Annotated in this window: 16 protein-coding genes and 1 pseudogene; 9 read left to right on the top strand and 8 right to left on the bottom strand. The window is 72.7% G+C overall.

The window, feature by feature from the left end; all coding sequences use genetic code 11:
* Positions 1 to 29: 29 nt before the first annotated feature.
* A complete protein-coding gene (locus J7I97_RS33040) occupies positions 30 to 1,226 on the top strand; it encodes an MFS transporter (RefSeq protein ID WP_214942599.1) in 1,197 nt (398 codons plus the stop codon).
* 172 nt (positions 1,227 to 1,398) lie between these two features.
* Here J7I97_RS33040 and J7I97_RS33035 read toward each other — a convergent pair.
* From J7I97_RS33035 to J7I97_RS33025, 3 genes and pseudogenes are all read right to left on the bottom strand, one after another.
* Positions 1,399 to 1,662: pseudogene (locus J7I97_RS33035) on the bottom strand (spermidine/putrescine ABC transporter ATP-binding protein); the annotation flags it as partial.
* 151 nt (positions 1,663 to 1,813) lie between these two features.
* Positions 1,814 to 2,530, bottom strand: coding sequence for a response regulator transcription factor (locus J7I97_RS33030; protein WP_214942596.1), 717 nt, complete (start codon positions 2,528 to 2,530; stop codon positions 1,814 to 1,816).
* The gene (locus J7I97_RS33025; RefSeq protein WP_214942593.1) at positions 2,527 to 3,399 is read right to left on the bottom strand and encodes a sensor histidine kinase; all 873 of its coding nucleotides are present in this window, start codon (positions 3,397 to 3,399) and stop codon (positions 2,527 to 2,529) included. Before J7I97_RS33025 ends, J7I97_RS33030 begins: the two co-directional genes overlap by 4 nt.
* Before the next feature lie 184 nt (positions 3,400 to 3,583).
* Between J7I97_RS33025 and J7I97_RS33020 the strand changes: the two genes are divergently transcribed.
* Both J7I97_RS33020 and J7I97_RS33015 read left to right on the top strand, forming a co-directional pair.
* Positions 3,584 to 4,309: an ABC transporter ATP-binding protein gene (locus J7I97_RS33020; RefSeq protein WP_214942590.1), complete on the top strand. Its 726-nt coding sequence runs from the start codon at positions 3,584 to 3,586 to the stop codon at positions 4,307 to 4,309.
* Positions 4,306 to 6,615: an FtsX-like permease family protein gene (locus tag J7I97_RS33015; RefSeq protein ID WP_214942587.1), complete on the top strand. Its 2,310-nt coding sequence runs from the start codon at positions 4,306 to 4,308 to the stop codon at positions 6,613 to 6,615. The genes J7I97_RS33020 and J7I97_RS33015 overlap by 4 nt, the downstream gene beginning before the upstream one ends.
* Before the next feature lie 47 nt (positions 6,616 to 6,662).
* Here the strand turns inward: J7I97_RS33015 and J7I97_RS33010 are convergent, their stop codons facing one another.
* Together J7I97_RS33010 and J7I97_RS33005 are read right to left on the bottom strand one after the other, a co-directional pair.
* A complete protein-coding gene (locus J7I97_RS33010; protein ID WP_214942585.1) occupies positions 6,663 to 7,517 on the bottom strand; it encodes a hypothetical protein in 855 nt (284 codons plus the stop codon).
* A gap of 101 nt (positions 7,518 to 7,618) precedes the next feature.
* Complete coding sequence (locus J7I97_RS33005; protein WP_214942707.1) at positions 7,619 to 8,326, bottom strand: ABC transporter ATP-binding protein; 708 nt, start codon at positions 8,324 to 8,326, stop codon at positions 7,619 to 7,621.
* A gap of 230 nt (positions 8,327 to 8,556) precedes the next feature.
* Here J7I97_RS33005 and J7I97_RS33000 point away from each other — a divergent pair, with 230 nt between their 5' ends.
* On the top strand, positions 8,557 to 8,937 hold the full coding sequence (locus J7I97_RS33000; protein WP_214942582.1) for a hypothetical protein: 381 nt from the start codon (positions 8,557 to 8,559) through the stop codon (positions 8,935 to 8,937).
* A gap of 90 nt (positions 8,938 to 9,027) precedes the next feature.
* Positions 9,028 to 10,488 carry a condensation domain-containing protein gene (locus tag J7I97_RS32995; RefSeq protein ID WP_214942576.1) on the top strand — a complete coding sequence of 487 codons (1,461 nt, stop codon included), beginning with the start codon at positions 9,028 to 9,030 and terminating at the stop codon, positions 10,486 to 10,488.
* A gap of 8 nt (positions 10,489 to 10,496) precedes the next feature.
* On the opposite strand, the gene J7I97_RS32990 is transcribed toward J7I97_RS32995, so the two are convergent.
* Both J7I97_RS32990 and J7I97_RS32985 read right to left on the bottom strand, forming a co-directional pair.
* A complete protein-coding gene (locus tag J7I97_RS32990) occupies positions 10,497 to 11,729 on the bottom strand; it encodes an RNA polymerase sigma factor (protein WP_214942704.1) in 1,233 nt (410 codons plus the stop codon).
* 112 nt (positions 11,730 to 11,841) lie between these two features.
* A complete protein-coding gene (locus tag J7I97_RS32985; RefSeq protein ID WP_214942573.1) occupies positions 11,842 to 12,201 on the bottom strand; it encodes a YciI family protein in 360 nt (119 codons plus the stop codon).
* A 187-nt stretch (positions 12,202 to 12,388) separates the two neighbouring features.
* On the opposite strand from J7I97_RS32985, the gene J7I97_RS32980 reads away from it, so the two are divergent.
* Complete coding sequence (locus J7I97_RS32980) at positions 12,389 to 12,766, top strand: hypothetical protein (RefSeq protein ID WP_214942570.1); 378 nt, start codon at positions 12,389 to 12,391, stop codon at positions 12,764 to 12,766.
* A gap of 75 nt (positions 12,767 to 12,841) precedes the next feature.
* Here the strand turns inward: J7I97_RS32980 and J7I97_RS32975 are convergent, their stop codons facing one another.
* Positions 12,842 to 13,111 carry a hypothetical protein gene (locus J7I97_RS32975; protein ID WP_214942567.1) on the bottom strand — a complete coding sequence of 90 codons (270 nt, stop codon included), beginning with the start codon at positions 13,109 to 13,111 and terminating at the stop codon, positions 12,842 to 12,844.
* 78 nt (positions 13,112 to 13,189) lie between these two features.
* Between J7I97_RS32975 and J7I97_RS32970 the strand changes: the two genes are divergently transcribed.
* From J7I97_RS32970 to J7I97_RS32960, 3 genes are all read left to right on the top strand, one after another.
* Positions 13,190 to 13,528, top strand: a complete 339-nt coding sequence (locus J7I97_RS32970; RefSeq protein ID WP_214942564.1) for a co-chaperone YbbN — start codon at positions 13,190 to 13,192, stop codon at positions 13,526 to 13,528.
* Positions 13,529 to 13,646: 118 nt separating this feature from the next.
* The gene (locus J7I97_RS32965) at positions 13,647 to 14,834 is read left to right on the top strand and encodes a cytochrome P450 (protein WP_214942561.1); all 1,188 of its coding nucleotides are present in this window, start codon (positions 13,647 to 13,649) and stop codon (positions 14,832 to 14,834) included.
* A 5-nt stretch (positions 14,835 to 14,839) separates the two neighbouring features.
* The gene (locus J7I97_RS32960; protein WP_214942558.1) at positions 14,840 to 15,034 is read left to right on the top strand and encodes a ferredoxin; all 195 of its coding nucleotides are present in this window, start codon (positions 14,840 to 14,842) and stop codon (positions 15,032 to 15,034) included.
* The last annotated feature ends 43 nt before the right edge of the window (positions 15,035 to 15,077 follow it).

Genomic DNA, 15,077 nt, shown 5'->3' with positions numbered 1-15,077 from the left:
CATCGATTCTGTTCATTACGCTGTTCGACATGAGCAGATCCCTGCGCGCCGCACGCCTGGCCACCTTCGCCTTCTTCGCCCTCAACGGCTTCGTCCTGGGGATGTGGATCGTCCACATCCCCGCCGTCGAGCACCGCACCGGCATCAGCCACGCCGTGCTCGGCTCACTGCTGCTCCTCCTCGGCGCCGGGGCCTTCCTCGGCATGCAGTTCGCCGGGCCGCTCACGGACCGGCTCGGCAGCCGTCTGACGGTCCCGGCCGGCGGCGCGCTGTGCAGCGCCGCCCTCGCGCTCCCCGGGGCGGCCGGTGACGCCTGGACCCTGGGCGCGGCGCTGTTCGTCCTCGGCTTCGGCAACGGCTGCCTCGACGTCGCCATGAACACCCATGCCGTACAGGTGGAGCGGGCCTACGGGCGGCCGGTGATGTCCGCCTTCCACGCCGTGTTCTCGGTCGGCGGGGTACTCGCCTCGCTCGCCGGGGCCCTGACCATCAGCCTCGGCTGGGGCACGGCACGGACCCTCACCGCGGTGGCCGTGCTCGGGCTCGCCGTGACCGCCCTCGCCACCCCGGCCCTGTTGCCGCGCCCGGAACCAGCGGCCCTGCCGTCGCCGGCCCGCCCGGACACGAAGCGGCGTACACCGCCGCGTGTATGGGCCCTTGCCGGGCTGGCGTTCGCGCTGATGCTGTGCGAGGGGGTGGCCAACGACTGGAGCGTGCTCCACCTACGGGACGTCCTCGACGCACCCGCGGCGGCGGCCGCCCTCGCCTACGGCGCCTTCGCCACGGCGATGACCGCCGGACGGCTGGTCACCGACCGGGTGGTGGCCCGTACGGGACCGGTCCTCGTCGTCCGGTACGGGACCGCGCTGGCGGCCCTCGGCCTGGCGGCGGGCGCGCTCGCCGACTCCGTCCCGGTGGCCCTGGCCGGGTGGACGCTGTTCGGGGTCGGGCTGTCGGGCTGTATCCCGCAGCTCTTCAGCGCCGCCGGCCACGCCGACCAGGACTCCTCGGGGGTGAACGTCTCCAGGGTGGCCGGGCTCGGCTATCTGGGCATGCTGGCCGGGCCGGCCGTGATCGGCCCCCTCACCCGTCTCATGCCGCTCAACCTGGCGCTCCTGCTGCCGGTCGCGCTGTGCCTGGGCGCGGCCGGGGCGGCCGGGATGCTCCGCACGGGGCCCGCCCGGGCGGCCGGACAGCCGTCCCGCACGGCAGACGCGCGCTCGTGACGTTCCGCCGCCAACCCCTCATGACGTTCCACCACAACCCCTGAGGCCTGTCGTCCGGATCAGGGCCGGGCCCTGGCAGCGCGAGCGTTCAGCCCTGGAGGCGACGGCTGAGGCAAGCACGCAGCACGTCCGGAGTGACCTCCTCCAGGGACCGCGCGAAGACGCGCGGCGGTGAGGCCGGCACCGCCAGCAGGGACGGCACCACCAGAACCCCGCAGTCGGCCGCCTCCACCAGCCCGGAGTCGGTGAGCTGCCCGGGCAGCCGGTTCATGGTGCCGACGAACTCGGCGACGAACGGTGTCGCGGGGCGCTCGTACAGCTCGGCCGAGGGCGCACACTGCTCCAGCTTGCCGGCGTTGAGCACCGCGACCCGGTCGGCCATGGACAGGGCTTCCTCCTGGTCGTCCGTGACGAACACGGTCGTGATGCCGAGGGAGCAGCAGGGCCACCGCCACGGTGGGCGCCGTGCCGCGCGGCTGTCGGTGATTCCGCCGGAACGCGAGGGTGGCAGGCCCAGTTCAGCCTCGGTTCGCCCAGCGCCTTCAGGGAGCGGTTCAAGCGGGTCACCGGAGTCACCCCCCGCAGGCCTACCGAGCCTCGTGCCGGGCCTCCCCGCTGCCCGAGCCCGGGGTGACGAGGCCCGTCTCGTAGGCCAGGACCACGGCCTGGGCTCGGTCGCGAAGGGCCAGTTTGGCGAAGATCCGCGCCACATGGGTCTTCACCGTCGCCTCGCTCAGCGTCAGTTCCCGCGCCAGTTCGGCATTGGAGAGGCCCTGGCCCATGAGGGCCAGCACCTCCCGCTCGCGCGGGGTCAATGCGGCCAGGTCACGGTGGGCTGCCGTGCCCGTCCCGCGTTCCGGCGCGGCCGCGGAGGCGCAGCGTTCCACCAGGCGGCGGGTGATCGACGGCGACAGCAGGGCATCGCCGGTGCCGACCAGACGGACGGCGGCCGCGAGGTGTTCGGGGGTGACGTCCTTGAGCAGGAAGCCGCTGGCCCCTGCGGCGAGGGCGGCGTAGACGTACTGGTCGAGGTCGAACGTGGTCAGCATGATCACCCGGCAGTGCGGGTTCTCGGCGAGGATGCGCCGGGCGGCCTCCAAACCGTCCATGTTCGGCATCCGGATGTCGAGCAGCACGACATCGGGGCGCAGCCGGCGCACCACCGAGACCGCCTCCACACCGTCCGCGGCGACCCCCACCACGTCGACCCCACGGGCCGACAGGATCAGCCGGAAGCCGGTGCGTACCAGCTCCTGGTCGTCGGCGATCACCACCCGGGGTGCGGGTTCGGCGGGCGCCGTCACGGCCGGTCCAGGGGCAGCCGGGCGCGGACTCGGTAGCCGCCGCCGAGGCGTCGTCGGGCATCGAGGTCGCCGCCGTAGACGGCGACGCGCTCGCGCAGGCCGAGCAGCCCGCGGCCCGTCCCGTCGGCTTTCGGCGCCGCGCTCCGCTCCCCCGCCGTGGCCGACTCCTCCGCGGCTGCCCCTGTCCGGCGGCCCGGGAGCATGCTCGGGCCGCTGTTGAGCACCTCCACCCGCAGGGCGTGGTCCGCGTATCTCACCGTCACCTCGGCGTTCACACCGTCACCGTGTTTGAGCGCGTTGGTCAGCGCCTCCTGGATGATCCGGTACGCGGTCACATCGATCCCGGCCGGCAGCGGGCGCGGCTCCCCGGATATCCGGACCTCGACGGGCAGCCCCGCGAAGGCGATCCTGTCGATCAGCGGGCTGAGCCGGCTCAGACTCGGCTGCGGCGTCAGCCGCGTACGCGAGCCGTCGCCGTACGGCTCGTCCTCGCCGTCTTGCGCGGGCGCGAGCAGACCGAGCAGATGCCGGAGCTCGGTCATCGTGGTGCGCCCGGCGCTCTCGACGGCGCTCATCGCGGCCGCCGCCTCCTGCGGCATGGTGCCCAGCACCTCGCGGGCGGCTCCGGCCTGAACGACCATCACACTCACGTTGTGGCTGACTATGTCGTGGAGCTCAGCCGCGATCCTGGCCCGCTCGGCATCGACGGCGGTACGGGCCGCGCTCTCCCGCTCCCGCTCCAGCAGCCAGCCGCGCTCCTCGATCGCCGCCCTGTACGCGCGCCGGGCCCGCAGCAGTGCCGCGCCCAGCCAGCCGGCCGCGCCGCATACCGCGACCAGGACGCCGATCAGCCATCCCACCCCTGCCATCCCGACCAGCCCCCTCACCGAACTCGCGTACTCAAGATCCTCAACGCCAACGAGCATCGCAGGCCCGCCCCGTAGTCCGCATCCCTCCGCCGAGCCAGCTCTCATACATCCCCAGGATGACCTGACCTGCCGGTTACATCCGGGGGGTGACGCCCGCCCCCCGGCCCCCTCTTAGGTTCGAGCCATGACAACTGATCACGACAGTGCCCGGCAGGTCGTCGTACGGCTGGACGGGGTGCACAAGGAGTACGGCGACGCGAAAGCCCTGGACGGGCTGTCCCTGGAGATCCGCAAAGGCGACGCGGTCGCCGTGATGGGGCCCTCCGGCTGCGGCAAGTCCACTCTCCTCAACATGGTGGCCGGTCTGGACCGCCCAACCTCGGGCACGGTCGAGGTGCACGGCCAGGACCTGGGGAAACTGAACGAGACCGGGCTGGCCCTGTTCCGCCGGCGCAGCGTCGGCATGATCTTCCAGTTCTTCAACCTCATCGACGATCTTCCGGCCCTGGACAACGTGGCGCTGGCCGCCCAGCTGACCGGAACCCCGGCCAGAGCGGCCCGCCGCCGCGCCCTGGAACTCCTCGACGAACTCGGGGTGGCCGATCGCCGCAACAACTATCCGGCGACGCTCAGCGGCGGCGAACGCCAGCGCGTGGCCGTGGCCCGGGCGCTGATGAACCGTCCGGCGCTGCTGCTGGCCGACGAGCCGACCGGCGCCCTCGACAGCCGCTCGGGCGAGCAGGTCATGGACCTGCTGATCGACCTCAACCAGATCGGCCAGACCCTGCTGATCGTCACCCACGATCCCCAGCTGGCCACGCGGTGCGCCAGCCGCCTGGTCGAGGTGGCCGACGGGCGCGTGGCCCGCGAGAGCGTGCTCGACGACACCACACTGGAGGCGACCGTATGAGCGCCGTGTGGCGGGCCTCGCGCGCGGCGGTCAGACGCCGCAGGCTCCAGTCGATCGTCATAGGCCTGGTCGTGCTGTGCTCCACCACGACCGTCGTGCTCGCCCTGGGGCTGCTCGCCGCCGCCTCGGGGCCCTTCGACACGGCGTACGCCAAACAGCGCGGCGCGCACACCGTCGCCACCTATGACACGGGGAAGGTCTCCGACGCCCAACTGGCCCGGACGGCCCACCGGCCGGGGGTGGCAGCCGCCGCGGGCCCGTTCCGCCAGGCGGTCGTCGACGTACCGGGGGACTGGCTCTGGAGGCCGGCCGGTCCGCTCACCGTGGTGGGCCGGGCCGACCCGGGCGGTCCGGTGGACCGCATCGAGCTGCTGGAGGGGCGCTGGGCCACCGCGCCCGGCGAGATCGTCGTCAACTACTCCGGCAACGGCAGCCCCTACCGGGAACTGCTGGGCACGAAGCTGGAGGCCGAGGGGGTCCCGCCGCTCACCGTCGTCGGATTCGCCACCAGCATGAGCAAGTCCGCGGCGGCCTGGGTCACACCCGAGCAGGTGGCCGCACTGCACCCCACCTCCGCCCAGATGCTCTACCGCTTCACACGGTCGGCCACGGACAAGGAGCTCAGCAGCGGGCTGGCAGCGGCCACCGCGGAGCTGCCCGAGGGCTCTCTGAGGGCCGCGCAGACCTACCTGACGCTCAAGCAGGCGTTCTCGTCACAGGCCGACGCCTACCTCCCGTTCATGACGCTGTTCGGCGTCCTCGGCCTCCTCGTCTCCGCCCTCATCGTCGGAAACGTGGTCAGCGGAGCGGTCGTCTCCGGGTACCGGCACATCGGCGTGCTCAAGGCGCTGGGCTTCACCCCGAACCAGGTGGTCGCCGTCTACCTGACGATGGTCTCCGTGCCCGCCGTCGTCGGTTGTGTCCTCGGCACGGCGCTCGGCCACGCGCTGGCCGGGCCCATCCTGAAGGTCGCCTTCTCCGGCATCGAGACCGGCCGGGCCTCCGTCGGCGGCATCGACGGCTGGGTCACCGCCGTCAGCCTGGTGGGCATGCCCGCCCTCGTCCTGGCCGCCGCTCTGCTCCCCGCACTGCGGGCGCACCGGCTGCCCGCCGCAGAGGCGATCTCCGCCGGCGGCGCGCCGCGGACCGGGCGCGGGCTGCGCGTGCAGCGCCTGCTCGCATCCACCCGGCTGCCACGCCCGGTCAGCCTGGGCCTGGGTCAGCCGTTCGCCCGCCCGGCCCGCACCCTGCTGACCACGGCCGCCATCGTCCTGGGGGTCACCACGGTGACCCTGACGACCGGACTGACCACCACCATGGTCGCGTTCGGGAGCGCTGCTCAGGATGACGGCGGTCCCCGGGTCGGCGTGGAGACGGGTACGCCGGGCAACGGCCACACCGTTCCCCGGCTGAGCGATGCGCAGATCGAGGAGCGGCTGCGCTCGTTGCCCGGTGCCGAGGACGTGGTCGCCCGTGGACTGGCCCAGGTGAGCCTGGTCGGCTACACACAGCCCGCCTTCGCCGACTTCTACCGCGGGGACACCTCCGCGACCGCGTTCCGCATCGTCGAGGGGCGCCGGCCCGAGGGCGCGGGCGAGGTCGCGGCGGGTCCGGGGTTCCTGACCCAGCGCGGACTGGCGGTCGGTGACCGGATCACCCTGGAACTGAACGGCCGACAGGCGCCCGCGACCATCGTCGGCAAACTCATCGACGGCGACGCCCGGGCCCTGGAGTCCACCTGGGAGACCTTCACCCGGCTCGACCCGGACCCGCGCGCGATCGACTACGGGGTCCGGCTCGCCCGCGGCAGCGACGCCCACGCCTACGCCGAGGCGGTCGAGGCAATCGATCCCGGCCTGAGCGCGAACGTGGCCGACTCGGTGAACGCCCCCACCGCCACCGTCGTCGGGTTCTCCTCGGTGTTCACCCTGCTGCTGACCGTCGTCGCCTCGCTGGGCGTGTTCAACACCGTGCTGCTGAACACCCGGGAGCGCCGCCGGGACCTGGGCATGCTCAAGTCCATCGGCATGACCCAGCGGCAGGTCGTGGCCATGACCGTGACCTCGGTGGCGGGCGTGGGCGCGGTCGGCGGACTGCTGGGGATCCCGCTCGGGGTCCTCGCGCACCGGGTCGTCGTGGACAACGTCGGGGTGGTGGCCTTCCCGGAGTCGATGAAGGACGTGTGGCACGCGCCGCAGCTCACCGGACTGCTGCTGGCGGGAGTCGTGATCGCCGTCCTGGGCGCGCTGATCCCGGCCCGGTCGGCGGCCCGGATGACGATCGCCACGGTGCTGCACACCGAATAGCGGGCGCTGGACGAGGCCGTCCCGCGTCGCCGCCCGTCAGCCGCCCGTCAGCCGCCCCCGCTGCCCCCGCTGCCCTGTTTCCCGTCGGCCGACACTTCCTTGACCCGGCGCTCGGCGGCCGCGGTCGCCAGGCGGGCCTGCCGCGCCGCCCGGCCTGCTTCGCGGTACCGCTCCTCGGCCTCCGTGACGGCGGCCCGCGCGGCGGCCGCCTCGGCAACTGCCCGCTGCCGGACCTCGTCAGCCAGACGCAGCTCGTCCTCCCGGGCCTGCGCCGACCGCGCGGCGTCCTGGGCGGCGGCGCGGGCCTCCTCCAGGCGGCCGTCGTCGTAAGGCTCAGGGGCGGGCGCTTCGGGACCAGCGTCCGGGGCGAGCGCTACGGGAGGAGCGGGCTTCGCGGGCGCTACGGGCGCCGCCGCGCCCGCGTCGACGGCAGGGAACTGGGCCGTCAGCGCGGGGGCCTTCGCGAGCCGCCCCGAGGCCCAGGACTCGGCTGCCTCCGGGTCGGCGAGCACGGCGTGCAGGATCCGCTCGACCTCCCGCACCACGCCCTCGGACACCGGTGTCCCCGCCTCCTCCGCCAGCCGGTGTGCCTCCCGGGCGAGGGCTCCGATCACCACGTGCTGCTGGTGCGACAGATCGCGCAACTGGTCCCCGTCCAGGGAGCGGTGCGCCGTGCGCAGCGCCTGCCCCAGCTGGAGGAACTGCCCGACCTCGTCCGGCTTCGCCCGTACCAGCATGTTCGACGCCCAGGCCGCCAGTGTCGGTCGCCGCTGCCCCGCGATCCGCTTCGCCCCGGCCGGGTCGCCTTCCGCTTTCACCCGGGCGGCCGCCTCGTCCCGGGCCGCCGTGAACCTCGCCGGGGACAGCCCGTACAGGCTCTCGATGACCTCATCCACATCCACGCCGCCCACTGTCGGCCATCACCGCCCGCGGACGGCGGACCACGCGCGCTCCGCGCGCCGCGGACGGGACCGGAGACCTGATACGGGCGGCTGCTCAGCGGCTACGCAGCCGGCTCTACGATGCGGCCGTCGCGCAGTTCCACCACCCGGTCGGCGAGTTCCATCAGGGCCGGGTCGTGGGTGGCGACCAGGACGGTGACGCCCTCGCTGCGCACCACCGCGCGCAGCAGCTGCATGATCGAGCGGCCCGTCTCGGAGTCCAGCTGGCCGGTGGGCTCGTCCGCGATGATCAGGGCGGGGTCGTTGGCCAGGGCGCGGGCCACGGCGACGCGCTGCTGCTGGCCGCCGGAGAGTTCGCCGGGGCGCTGCTCGGCGTGATCGGCGAGCCCGACCAGGGCCAGCAGGGTGCGGACCCGCTCCTCGCGCTGCTTCGCCGGGAGTTTGCGCATCCGCATCGGCACTCCGACGTTCTCGGCCGCCGTCAGCACCGGGATCAGGCCGAACGACTGGAACACGAACCCGATCCGCTCACGGCGCAGCGCGAGCAGTCCCGGCTCGTCCAGCTCGGCCAGGTCCGTGCCGTCGAGCGAGACGCTGCCGCTCGTCGGGGTGTCCAGCCCGCCGACCAGGTTGAGCAGGGTGGTCTTGCCAGAACCGGAACGCCCCTTGAGGGCGGTGAGTTCCCCGCGTCGAAGCTCGAACGACACCCCCCGCACGGCGTGTACGGCCCGTTCTCCGGCCCCGAAGCTGCGGTGCAAGCCGTCCACCACCACCATGGGCGCCACGGTGGTGAGCTGCTGCTGCGTCATGGTGGGATCCCCCTCGAATCGAACGGCGAACGCCTCCTGGAGCGCCGCCCTTTCGCATTTGCTCATTCGTTTCATCGTTCACGCAAGTCCCTTCCACCGCGCGTTCGAATCTGACAGCATCGTCCGCTGTCCGTTGGCCGCGCCGCAGACGACCCTGGCCCGGCTCCGGCCGCGAGGGCGCGCTGCCGGCCGAGGCACAGGCGGCGAAGAGGCGGCGAAGGGGGAGGGCAATGCCCGAGGAATGGGCGTACGGCCTGGTCAACTGCATTCTGTATCAGGCGATGTTCACGGGCGGGCCGTCCGAACTCGACGAGGAGCTGGTCCGCCGGTACGCGGTGGCGATGCAGGTGGAGCCGGTGTGCGACAAGCCGATGGCCGCCCAGGTGGCGGCCTTGCGCGCGGTCGTGGCGGCGGACAACGCGCTCGCCGCGTCCTTCGAGCCGTACCCGGGCTGCCGTCACTACGAGGAGGCCGAGTTCCGCGACTTCCTGTCCCGGCTTGCCGACGAACTCGAATCCCACGGCCCCTGGCCGACGGCCCCCGCGCCCCGCCGCCGGCCCCGCCGCCGGCCCCGCCGCCGCTTCCGCCTCCTCCGCGCCCGCCGCGGGTGACCTGGGGTCCCGGCCGGAGACGGGCGTCACCTCCGCGGGGCGGGTGTCGTTAGGGCCTGGGGGTTGACTCTGGGGGCGAAGGGATGACGAATGCGGCAATTTCCTCTGGAGATGCACCACGTGGCGCCCGGACGGGTGGTCGAGTGGCGGTTGCGGTCCACGGCGGCGGAGGCCGCGGGCCGGGGTGACGCGGCGGACAGGAGGGCGTCCTTCAACCAGGACAAGCACTTCACCGTCGCCGAGGAAAGCCGTGCGTCCGACGACCTCGTCGCCTCGTGGATCGCGGTCACCTTCGAAGTGACGGGGCCGCTGGACGAACCGGCCCTGGCCCAGGCCCTGCTGGCCTTCGCACGGCGGCACGAGGTGCTGCGGTGCGAGTTCCTGCGGCTGGCCGGAGAGCTGGCGTGCGAGCCGTTCGCCGCCGACGAGCTCGCGCTCGACGCCGAGTACGTGGGCACCTTCGAGACCTCCGAGCGGCTGCGCGGCTTCCTGGTCGACCGGTTCACGCAGAGCATCGACACGCTGTCCTGGCCGCTGTTCACGATGGGCGCCGTGCTCCGCGAGGACTCCGCGACGGTGTACCTGGCCTTCGACCACATCGTCTGCGACGGACTGTCGATGCCGATCGTGGTCCGCGAGGTGATGACCGACTACGAGGCCCTGTGCCGCGGCGAGGACGCCGGGCTGCCGGCGACCGCCCCCAGCTATCTCGACTTCGCCGACGAGCAGCGGCGGCGCTACCTCACCATCGACGCCCAGGACGAACGCCTCGGCTACTGGAACTCGTTCATCGAGCGGAACGGCGAGTTCTTCCCGAGGTTCCCGCTCGACCTCGGTGTGGAGCCGGACCGGATGTACCCGATCGTCAACGAGGCCTCCCAACTGCTGGACGCCGCCGAGACGGAGGTGTTCGAGAAGGCCTGTCTGGCGGTCGACGGGAAGCCGTTCATGGGGGTGCTCGCGGCGGTCGCCGTGTGCCTGCGCGAGGGCGGCGGGCCCGGTGTCTACCGGGGCTTCATGCCGGTGAGCGAGCGCGGCCGAGGCGCGTGGACGAACGCGGTGGGCTGGTTCGTCAACACCATGCCCATCGAGTTCGACGCCTCGCCCGGCCGGGACTTCGCCCAGGTCATGGCCGGGGTCCGGGCCGGGTTCACCGAGATGATCGGCCACATCGACGTGCCGTTCGTCCGGGCGTGGGAGCTGCTGGCGCCCGAGGAGTTCGCCGCCCGCTCCTGGCCGTACCCGGTCAACTTCTTCTCGTACATCGACATCCGGAAGATCGCGGGCGCCGAGCGCCATGACGAGTGGCGCCCCTCGACGCACGTGTGGTCGGCGCGCGCCAACGGGGCCTGCTCGTGGTTCCAGCGGGACGCGGAGGGGCTGCACATGAACTCCCTCTACGTCGACACCCCGGCGGCGCGCCGCACGATGGGCGACTTCCAGGAGGCACTGCGGCTGACGGTCCAGGAGATCGCCCGCGCGGGCGGCTTCCGCAGGCCCGTCGCGCTGACGCCGCCCCGACGGTCGGCCGAGTCGCCCGTCAAGGCCTGACCGGACGTTCAGGCGTCGGACACGTCCGCCGCGCGTCGCAGCAGCAGCAGGGCCCGCTCCCGGGCGTTGTGCGTGAGCGAGGCGGCCCGTTCGAACTCGGCGCGGGCCTCCGGCCGACGGCCCAGCCGCTCCAGCAGGTCGCCCCGGACGCTCGGCAGCAAGTGGTAGGCGCGCAGGGCCGGTTCTGTCGCGAGGGCGTCCACCAGCGGGAGCGCCGCCTCCGGCCCCTGCGCCATGGAGACGGCGACCGCCCGGTTCAGCTCCACCACCGGGGACGGGATCAGCATGACGAGCCGCCCGTAGAGCGCGGCGATCGTCGGCCAGTCGGTGTCCTCGTAGCGGACGGCGTCCGCATGGCAGCCGGCGATCGCGGCCTGGACGGAGTAGGGGCCGCTGCCAGCGCGGTGCATGGCCTCGACGCCCCGGCGGATGAGCATGCGGTTCCACTTGGCCCGGTTCTGGTCGGCGAGCAGTACGGGCTCGCCGCCCGGGCCGGTCCGGGCGGCGATCCGGGAGGCCTGGAACTCCAGCAGCGCCGCCAGGCCGTGCACCTCGGGCTCCTTCGGCATCAGGCCGGCCAGCACACGGGCCAGCCGGAGCGCGTCCTCGCACAGGGCGGGGCGGACGAGGTCGTCGCCGGCGGTGGCCGAGTAGCCCTCGTTGAAGATGAGGTAGATGACCTCCAGCACGGAGGCGAGCCGTTCCTCGCGGTCGGCGCCGTAGGGGACCTCGAAGGGCACCCCGGCCTTGGCCAGCGCCCGCTTCGCCCGGACGATGCGCTGGGCGACGGCCGGCTCGGAGGTGAGGAACGCGCGGGCGATCTCCTGGGTGGTGAGCCCGCCCATCAGGCGCAGGGTGAGCGCGATCCGGGCCTCGGTCGCCAGCACGGGATGGCAGGCGGTGAAGATCAGGCGGAGCAGGTCGTCGTCGATGTCGTCCGGGGCCGCCGGCTCGGCGGGCGGCGGCGCGTCCTCCAGGGTGCGGCCGACCTCCGCGAGCTTGCGCGCGTAGGTCTCCTTGCGGCGCACGAGGTCGATCGCCCGGTTCTTGGCGGTGGCCATCAGCCATGCTCCCGGTCTGTCCGGTACACCGGACTCCGGCCACTGTTCGAGCGCGGCGACCAGCGCGTCCTGCGCGAGTTCCTCGGCGATGCCGACGTCCCGCACGATCCGGGCGACGCCGGCGATGATCCGCGCGGACTCGATCCTGAACACCGCTTCGACCGCCTGGGCCGTACTCACTGCCGTCACGGCCACCCATCAGAGCAGCCGTGACGAGGCAGGGCAAACGCGGCGGGGCCGCACGGTGCCGGGCGGCCGGCCAGCGGGCCGACCGGTCGGCCGACCGGCCGGATCAGCCTTCGGCGATCTGCCGGAGCTCGGCGCCGACCGTCCAGTGCTCGGGGTGGATCTCCAGGAACCGCTTGGTCCACTCCAGCGCCTCGGCCTTGTCCTTGGCCTGGAGGATGGCGTAGCCGCCGACGACCTCCTTGGTCTCGGTGAAGGGACCGTCGGTGTAGCTGAGCTTGCCGCCGGACCAGGTGACCCTGGTCCCCTCGGAGGTGGGGAGCAGTCCGGCGGTGTCCAGCATGACGCCGGCCTTGGTGATCTCCTCCATCAGCGCGCCCATGCGCTGCTCGAAGTCTGCGGGGAAGGCGGTGTCGGCGGGGAGGCTCTTCTCGTCGATACGGATCATCGAAAGGAAGCGCGGCATGGTGACTCCTCGGTCGGAAGGGCGGGGGCTTTCCCTGCCTCTCACTCCTGCGTCGAACGGGAGACGCCTGGATCGACAGCTCCACGGAAATTCTTCAAAGAATCTTTCGGAGCGGCCACCTGGGCCGCCGACCCGTCATTACCCGCGAGTAGGATCGCGGACCCAGGCCCCTCCGAGAGGATTCCCGATGCCGCGCACCCCCTCCTCCCCCTTGCTGCTCGCCGGCCTACTGGCCGGGGCGGCGGTGGCGCACGCCGTCGCGCCGAAGCAGTTCGACGCGATAGTCCCCCGCTCCCTGCCGGGCAGCCCGCGGCAGTGGACGTACGCGAGCGGCGCGGCCGAGCTCGCCCTCGCCGTCGGCGTCGCGCATCCGCGGACCCGCCGGGTGGCGGCGCTGGCCACGGCGGCGTTCTTCGTCGGCGTCTTCCCCGCGAACGTGAAGATGGCCGTCGACGCGCGCCGCGGCTCCCCCGCCGTCCAGGCCGTGACCATCGGCCGCCTGCCGCTCCAGATACCGCTGGTGATGTGGGCGCGCAGCGTGAGCCGCGGCGCCGGCGTCCGCTGAGCGCTGACCGCTTCCGCTGGCCGCTGGCCACCGACGCTGACGCTGACGCTGGCCACCGACCGCTCAGCGGGGCCGCTACGGGCTGTCGCCGGCCCAGTCCCAGCGGCCGGGGTCGCCCGCGCGGCGGCGGTAGTGGGCGCGGCCCCCGGTGCCGTACCGCCCTATTTCGGTGGGGAGCCGGGCCTCTTCGGCGAGTTGGGGCCCGCTCCAGCCGGTGATGTCCAGGAGGAGCCCGTCGAGGGGGCCGCCCACGAGCTCGCCGTAGACATGGCCGGGGCGCGGGCCGGGGTCGGGGTCTTCGTGGTCGGCGCCGTAGACCCGGCGCCGCAGCATCCTGTCGTCCATACCGTCAGCTTCACAGGCAGCACTGACAATGGGCATGGCAGTGAGCGTCACGAGACAGACGAGGCAGGAGCACCACCCATGGCACGTCGGGTACATCAGCCACTGGAGAACCAGGAGTTCGAGTTCATCCTCGGCATGGCCCCCGGTCCGGTTCTCGCCTACTTCTGCGGGTCCTGGCCCAAGGCCATCGAGGCATGCCGGGCGATGGACACCCTCGTCGGTGAACTGGCCGAGGAGTACGGGGAACGGCTGACCGCGGTCCGGACCGACATGACCCGCTGCCCCGAGCCGACCAGGCGTTACGGCGTGACCGGCGCCCCCACCGTCGTCCTCGTCAAGGACGGCGAGGCCGTGGCGAGCCAGGCCGGGCCGATGACCCGTGAGGAGTTCCGGGCGTTCCTGGACGCGCACCTCTGACCCTGTTGGGCCCTGTGGGCGAAGGCGGGTGATCTGGCCGGAAGTGGCATAGGTGGGATAGGTGCCTGAGGCATGTAATGGAGTCGGCACGACGGAACCATCGCTTGCGAGGTGCTGAATGTCTGAAACCGTTGCCTTCCCTCAGGACCGGACCTGCCCTTACCACCCCCCGGCCGCCTACGAGCCCCTGCGGGAGGCGCGTCCGCTCTCCCGGGTCACCCTCTTCGACGGCCGCTCCGTATGGGTGGTCACCGGCCACGCCGAGGCGCGCGCCCTGCTCTCCGACGGCCGGCTCTCCTCGGACCGCCGCAACGCCGCCTTCCCCACTCCCACCGAGCGCTTCAAGGGCGTGCAGAACCGGAGCGTGGCCCTCCTTGGGGTCGACGATCCCGTGCACAACACGCAGCGCCGGATGCTGATTCCGAGCTTCTCGCTCAAGCGCACCGCGACGCTCCGGCCGCGGATCCAGGAGACCGTGGACCGGCTGATCGACGAGATGGTCGCCAAGGGGCCGCGCGCCGAACTGGTCAGCGCCTTCGCCCTGCCGGTGCCGTCCACGGTGATCTGCGCCCTGCTCGGCGTCCCCTACGAGGACCACGCCTTCTTCGAAGGGCAGTCGAGGCGACTGCTGCGCGGGCCCGGCTCGGCCGATGTCGAGGACGCCCGCCACCAACTCGACACGTATCTGGCCGGCCTGATCGAGCGCAAGCGCGCGGATCCGGGCGACGGGCTCCTGGACGAGCTGATCGCGCAGCGTCTGGAGACCGGGGAGACCGACGTCGAGGAGCTGGTCTCGCTGGCGGCGATCCTGCTGGTGGCGGGGCACGAGACGACGGCGAACATGATCTCGCTCGGTACCTTCACCCTGCTCCGCCACCCGGAGCAGCTGGCCGAACTGCGGGCGGACCCTTCGCTGATGTCGGAGGCCGTGGAGGAACTGATGCGGTTCCTGTCGATCGCGGACGGGATGCTGCGGGTGGCCACCGAGGACATCGAGCTCGGCGGGTCGGTGATCCGGGCGGACGACGGGGTGGTCTTCTCCACCTCCGTGATCAACCGCGACGAGGCGGTGTTCGAGGACCCGGACGCGCTGGACTGGCACCGGCCGACCCGGCACCATCTGGCCTTCGGCTTCGGCATCCACCAGTGCCTGGGGCAGAACCTGGCCCGCGCCGAGATGGAGATCGCCCTGGCCACGCTGTTCGAGCGGCTGCCCGAGCTGCGCCTGGCGGCCGAGCCCGACCGGATCCCCTTCAAGCCCGGAGACACCATCCAGGGCCTGATCGAACTCCCCGTGGCGTGGTGAGGGGCGTGCGGATCTCCATCGACACGGCCGTCTGCATCGGCGCCGGCCAGTGCGCGCTGACCGCGCCCGAGGTGTTCACCCAGGACGACGACGGCTTCAGCGAGCTGCTGCCGGGTCGGGAGGACGGCCACGGCAGCGCCATGGTCCGCGAGGCGGCCCGGGCCTGCCCGGTCTCGGCCATCTCCGTCCGGGAGTCCTGAAATCCGGGAGTCCTGAAACCCCCCGCCCCGCGTCGCCGCGCAG

It is taken from the genome of Streptomyces sp. ISL-87 (genome assembly GCF_018614095.1).
In the GTDB taxonomy this organism is placed as follows: domain Bacteria; phylum Actinomycetota; class Actinomycetes; order Streptomycetales; family Streptomycetaceae; genus Streptomyces.
Note: the sequence above shows the minus strand (reverse complement) of the source record. Positions and strands in the feature narration are given on the sequence as shown.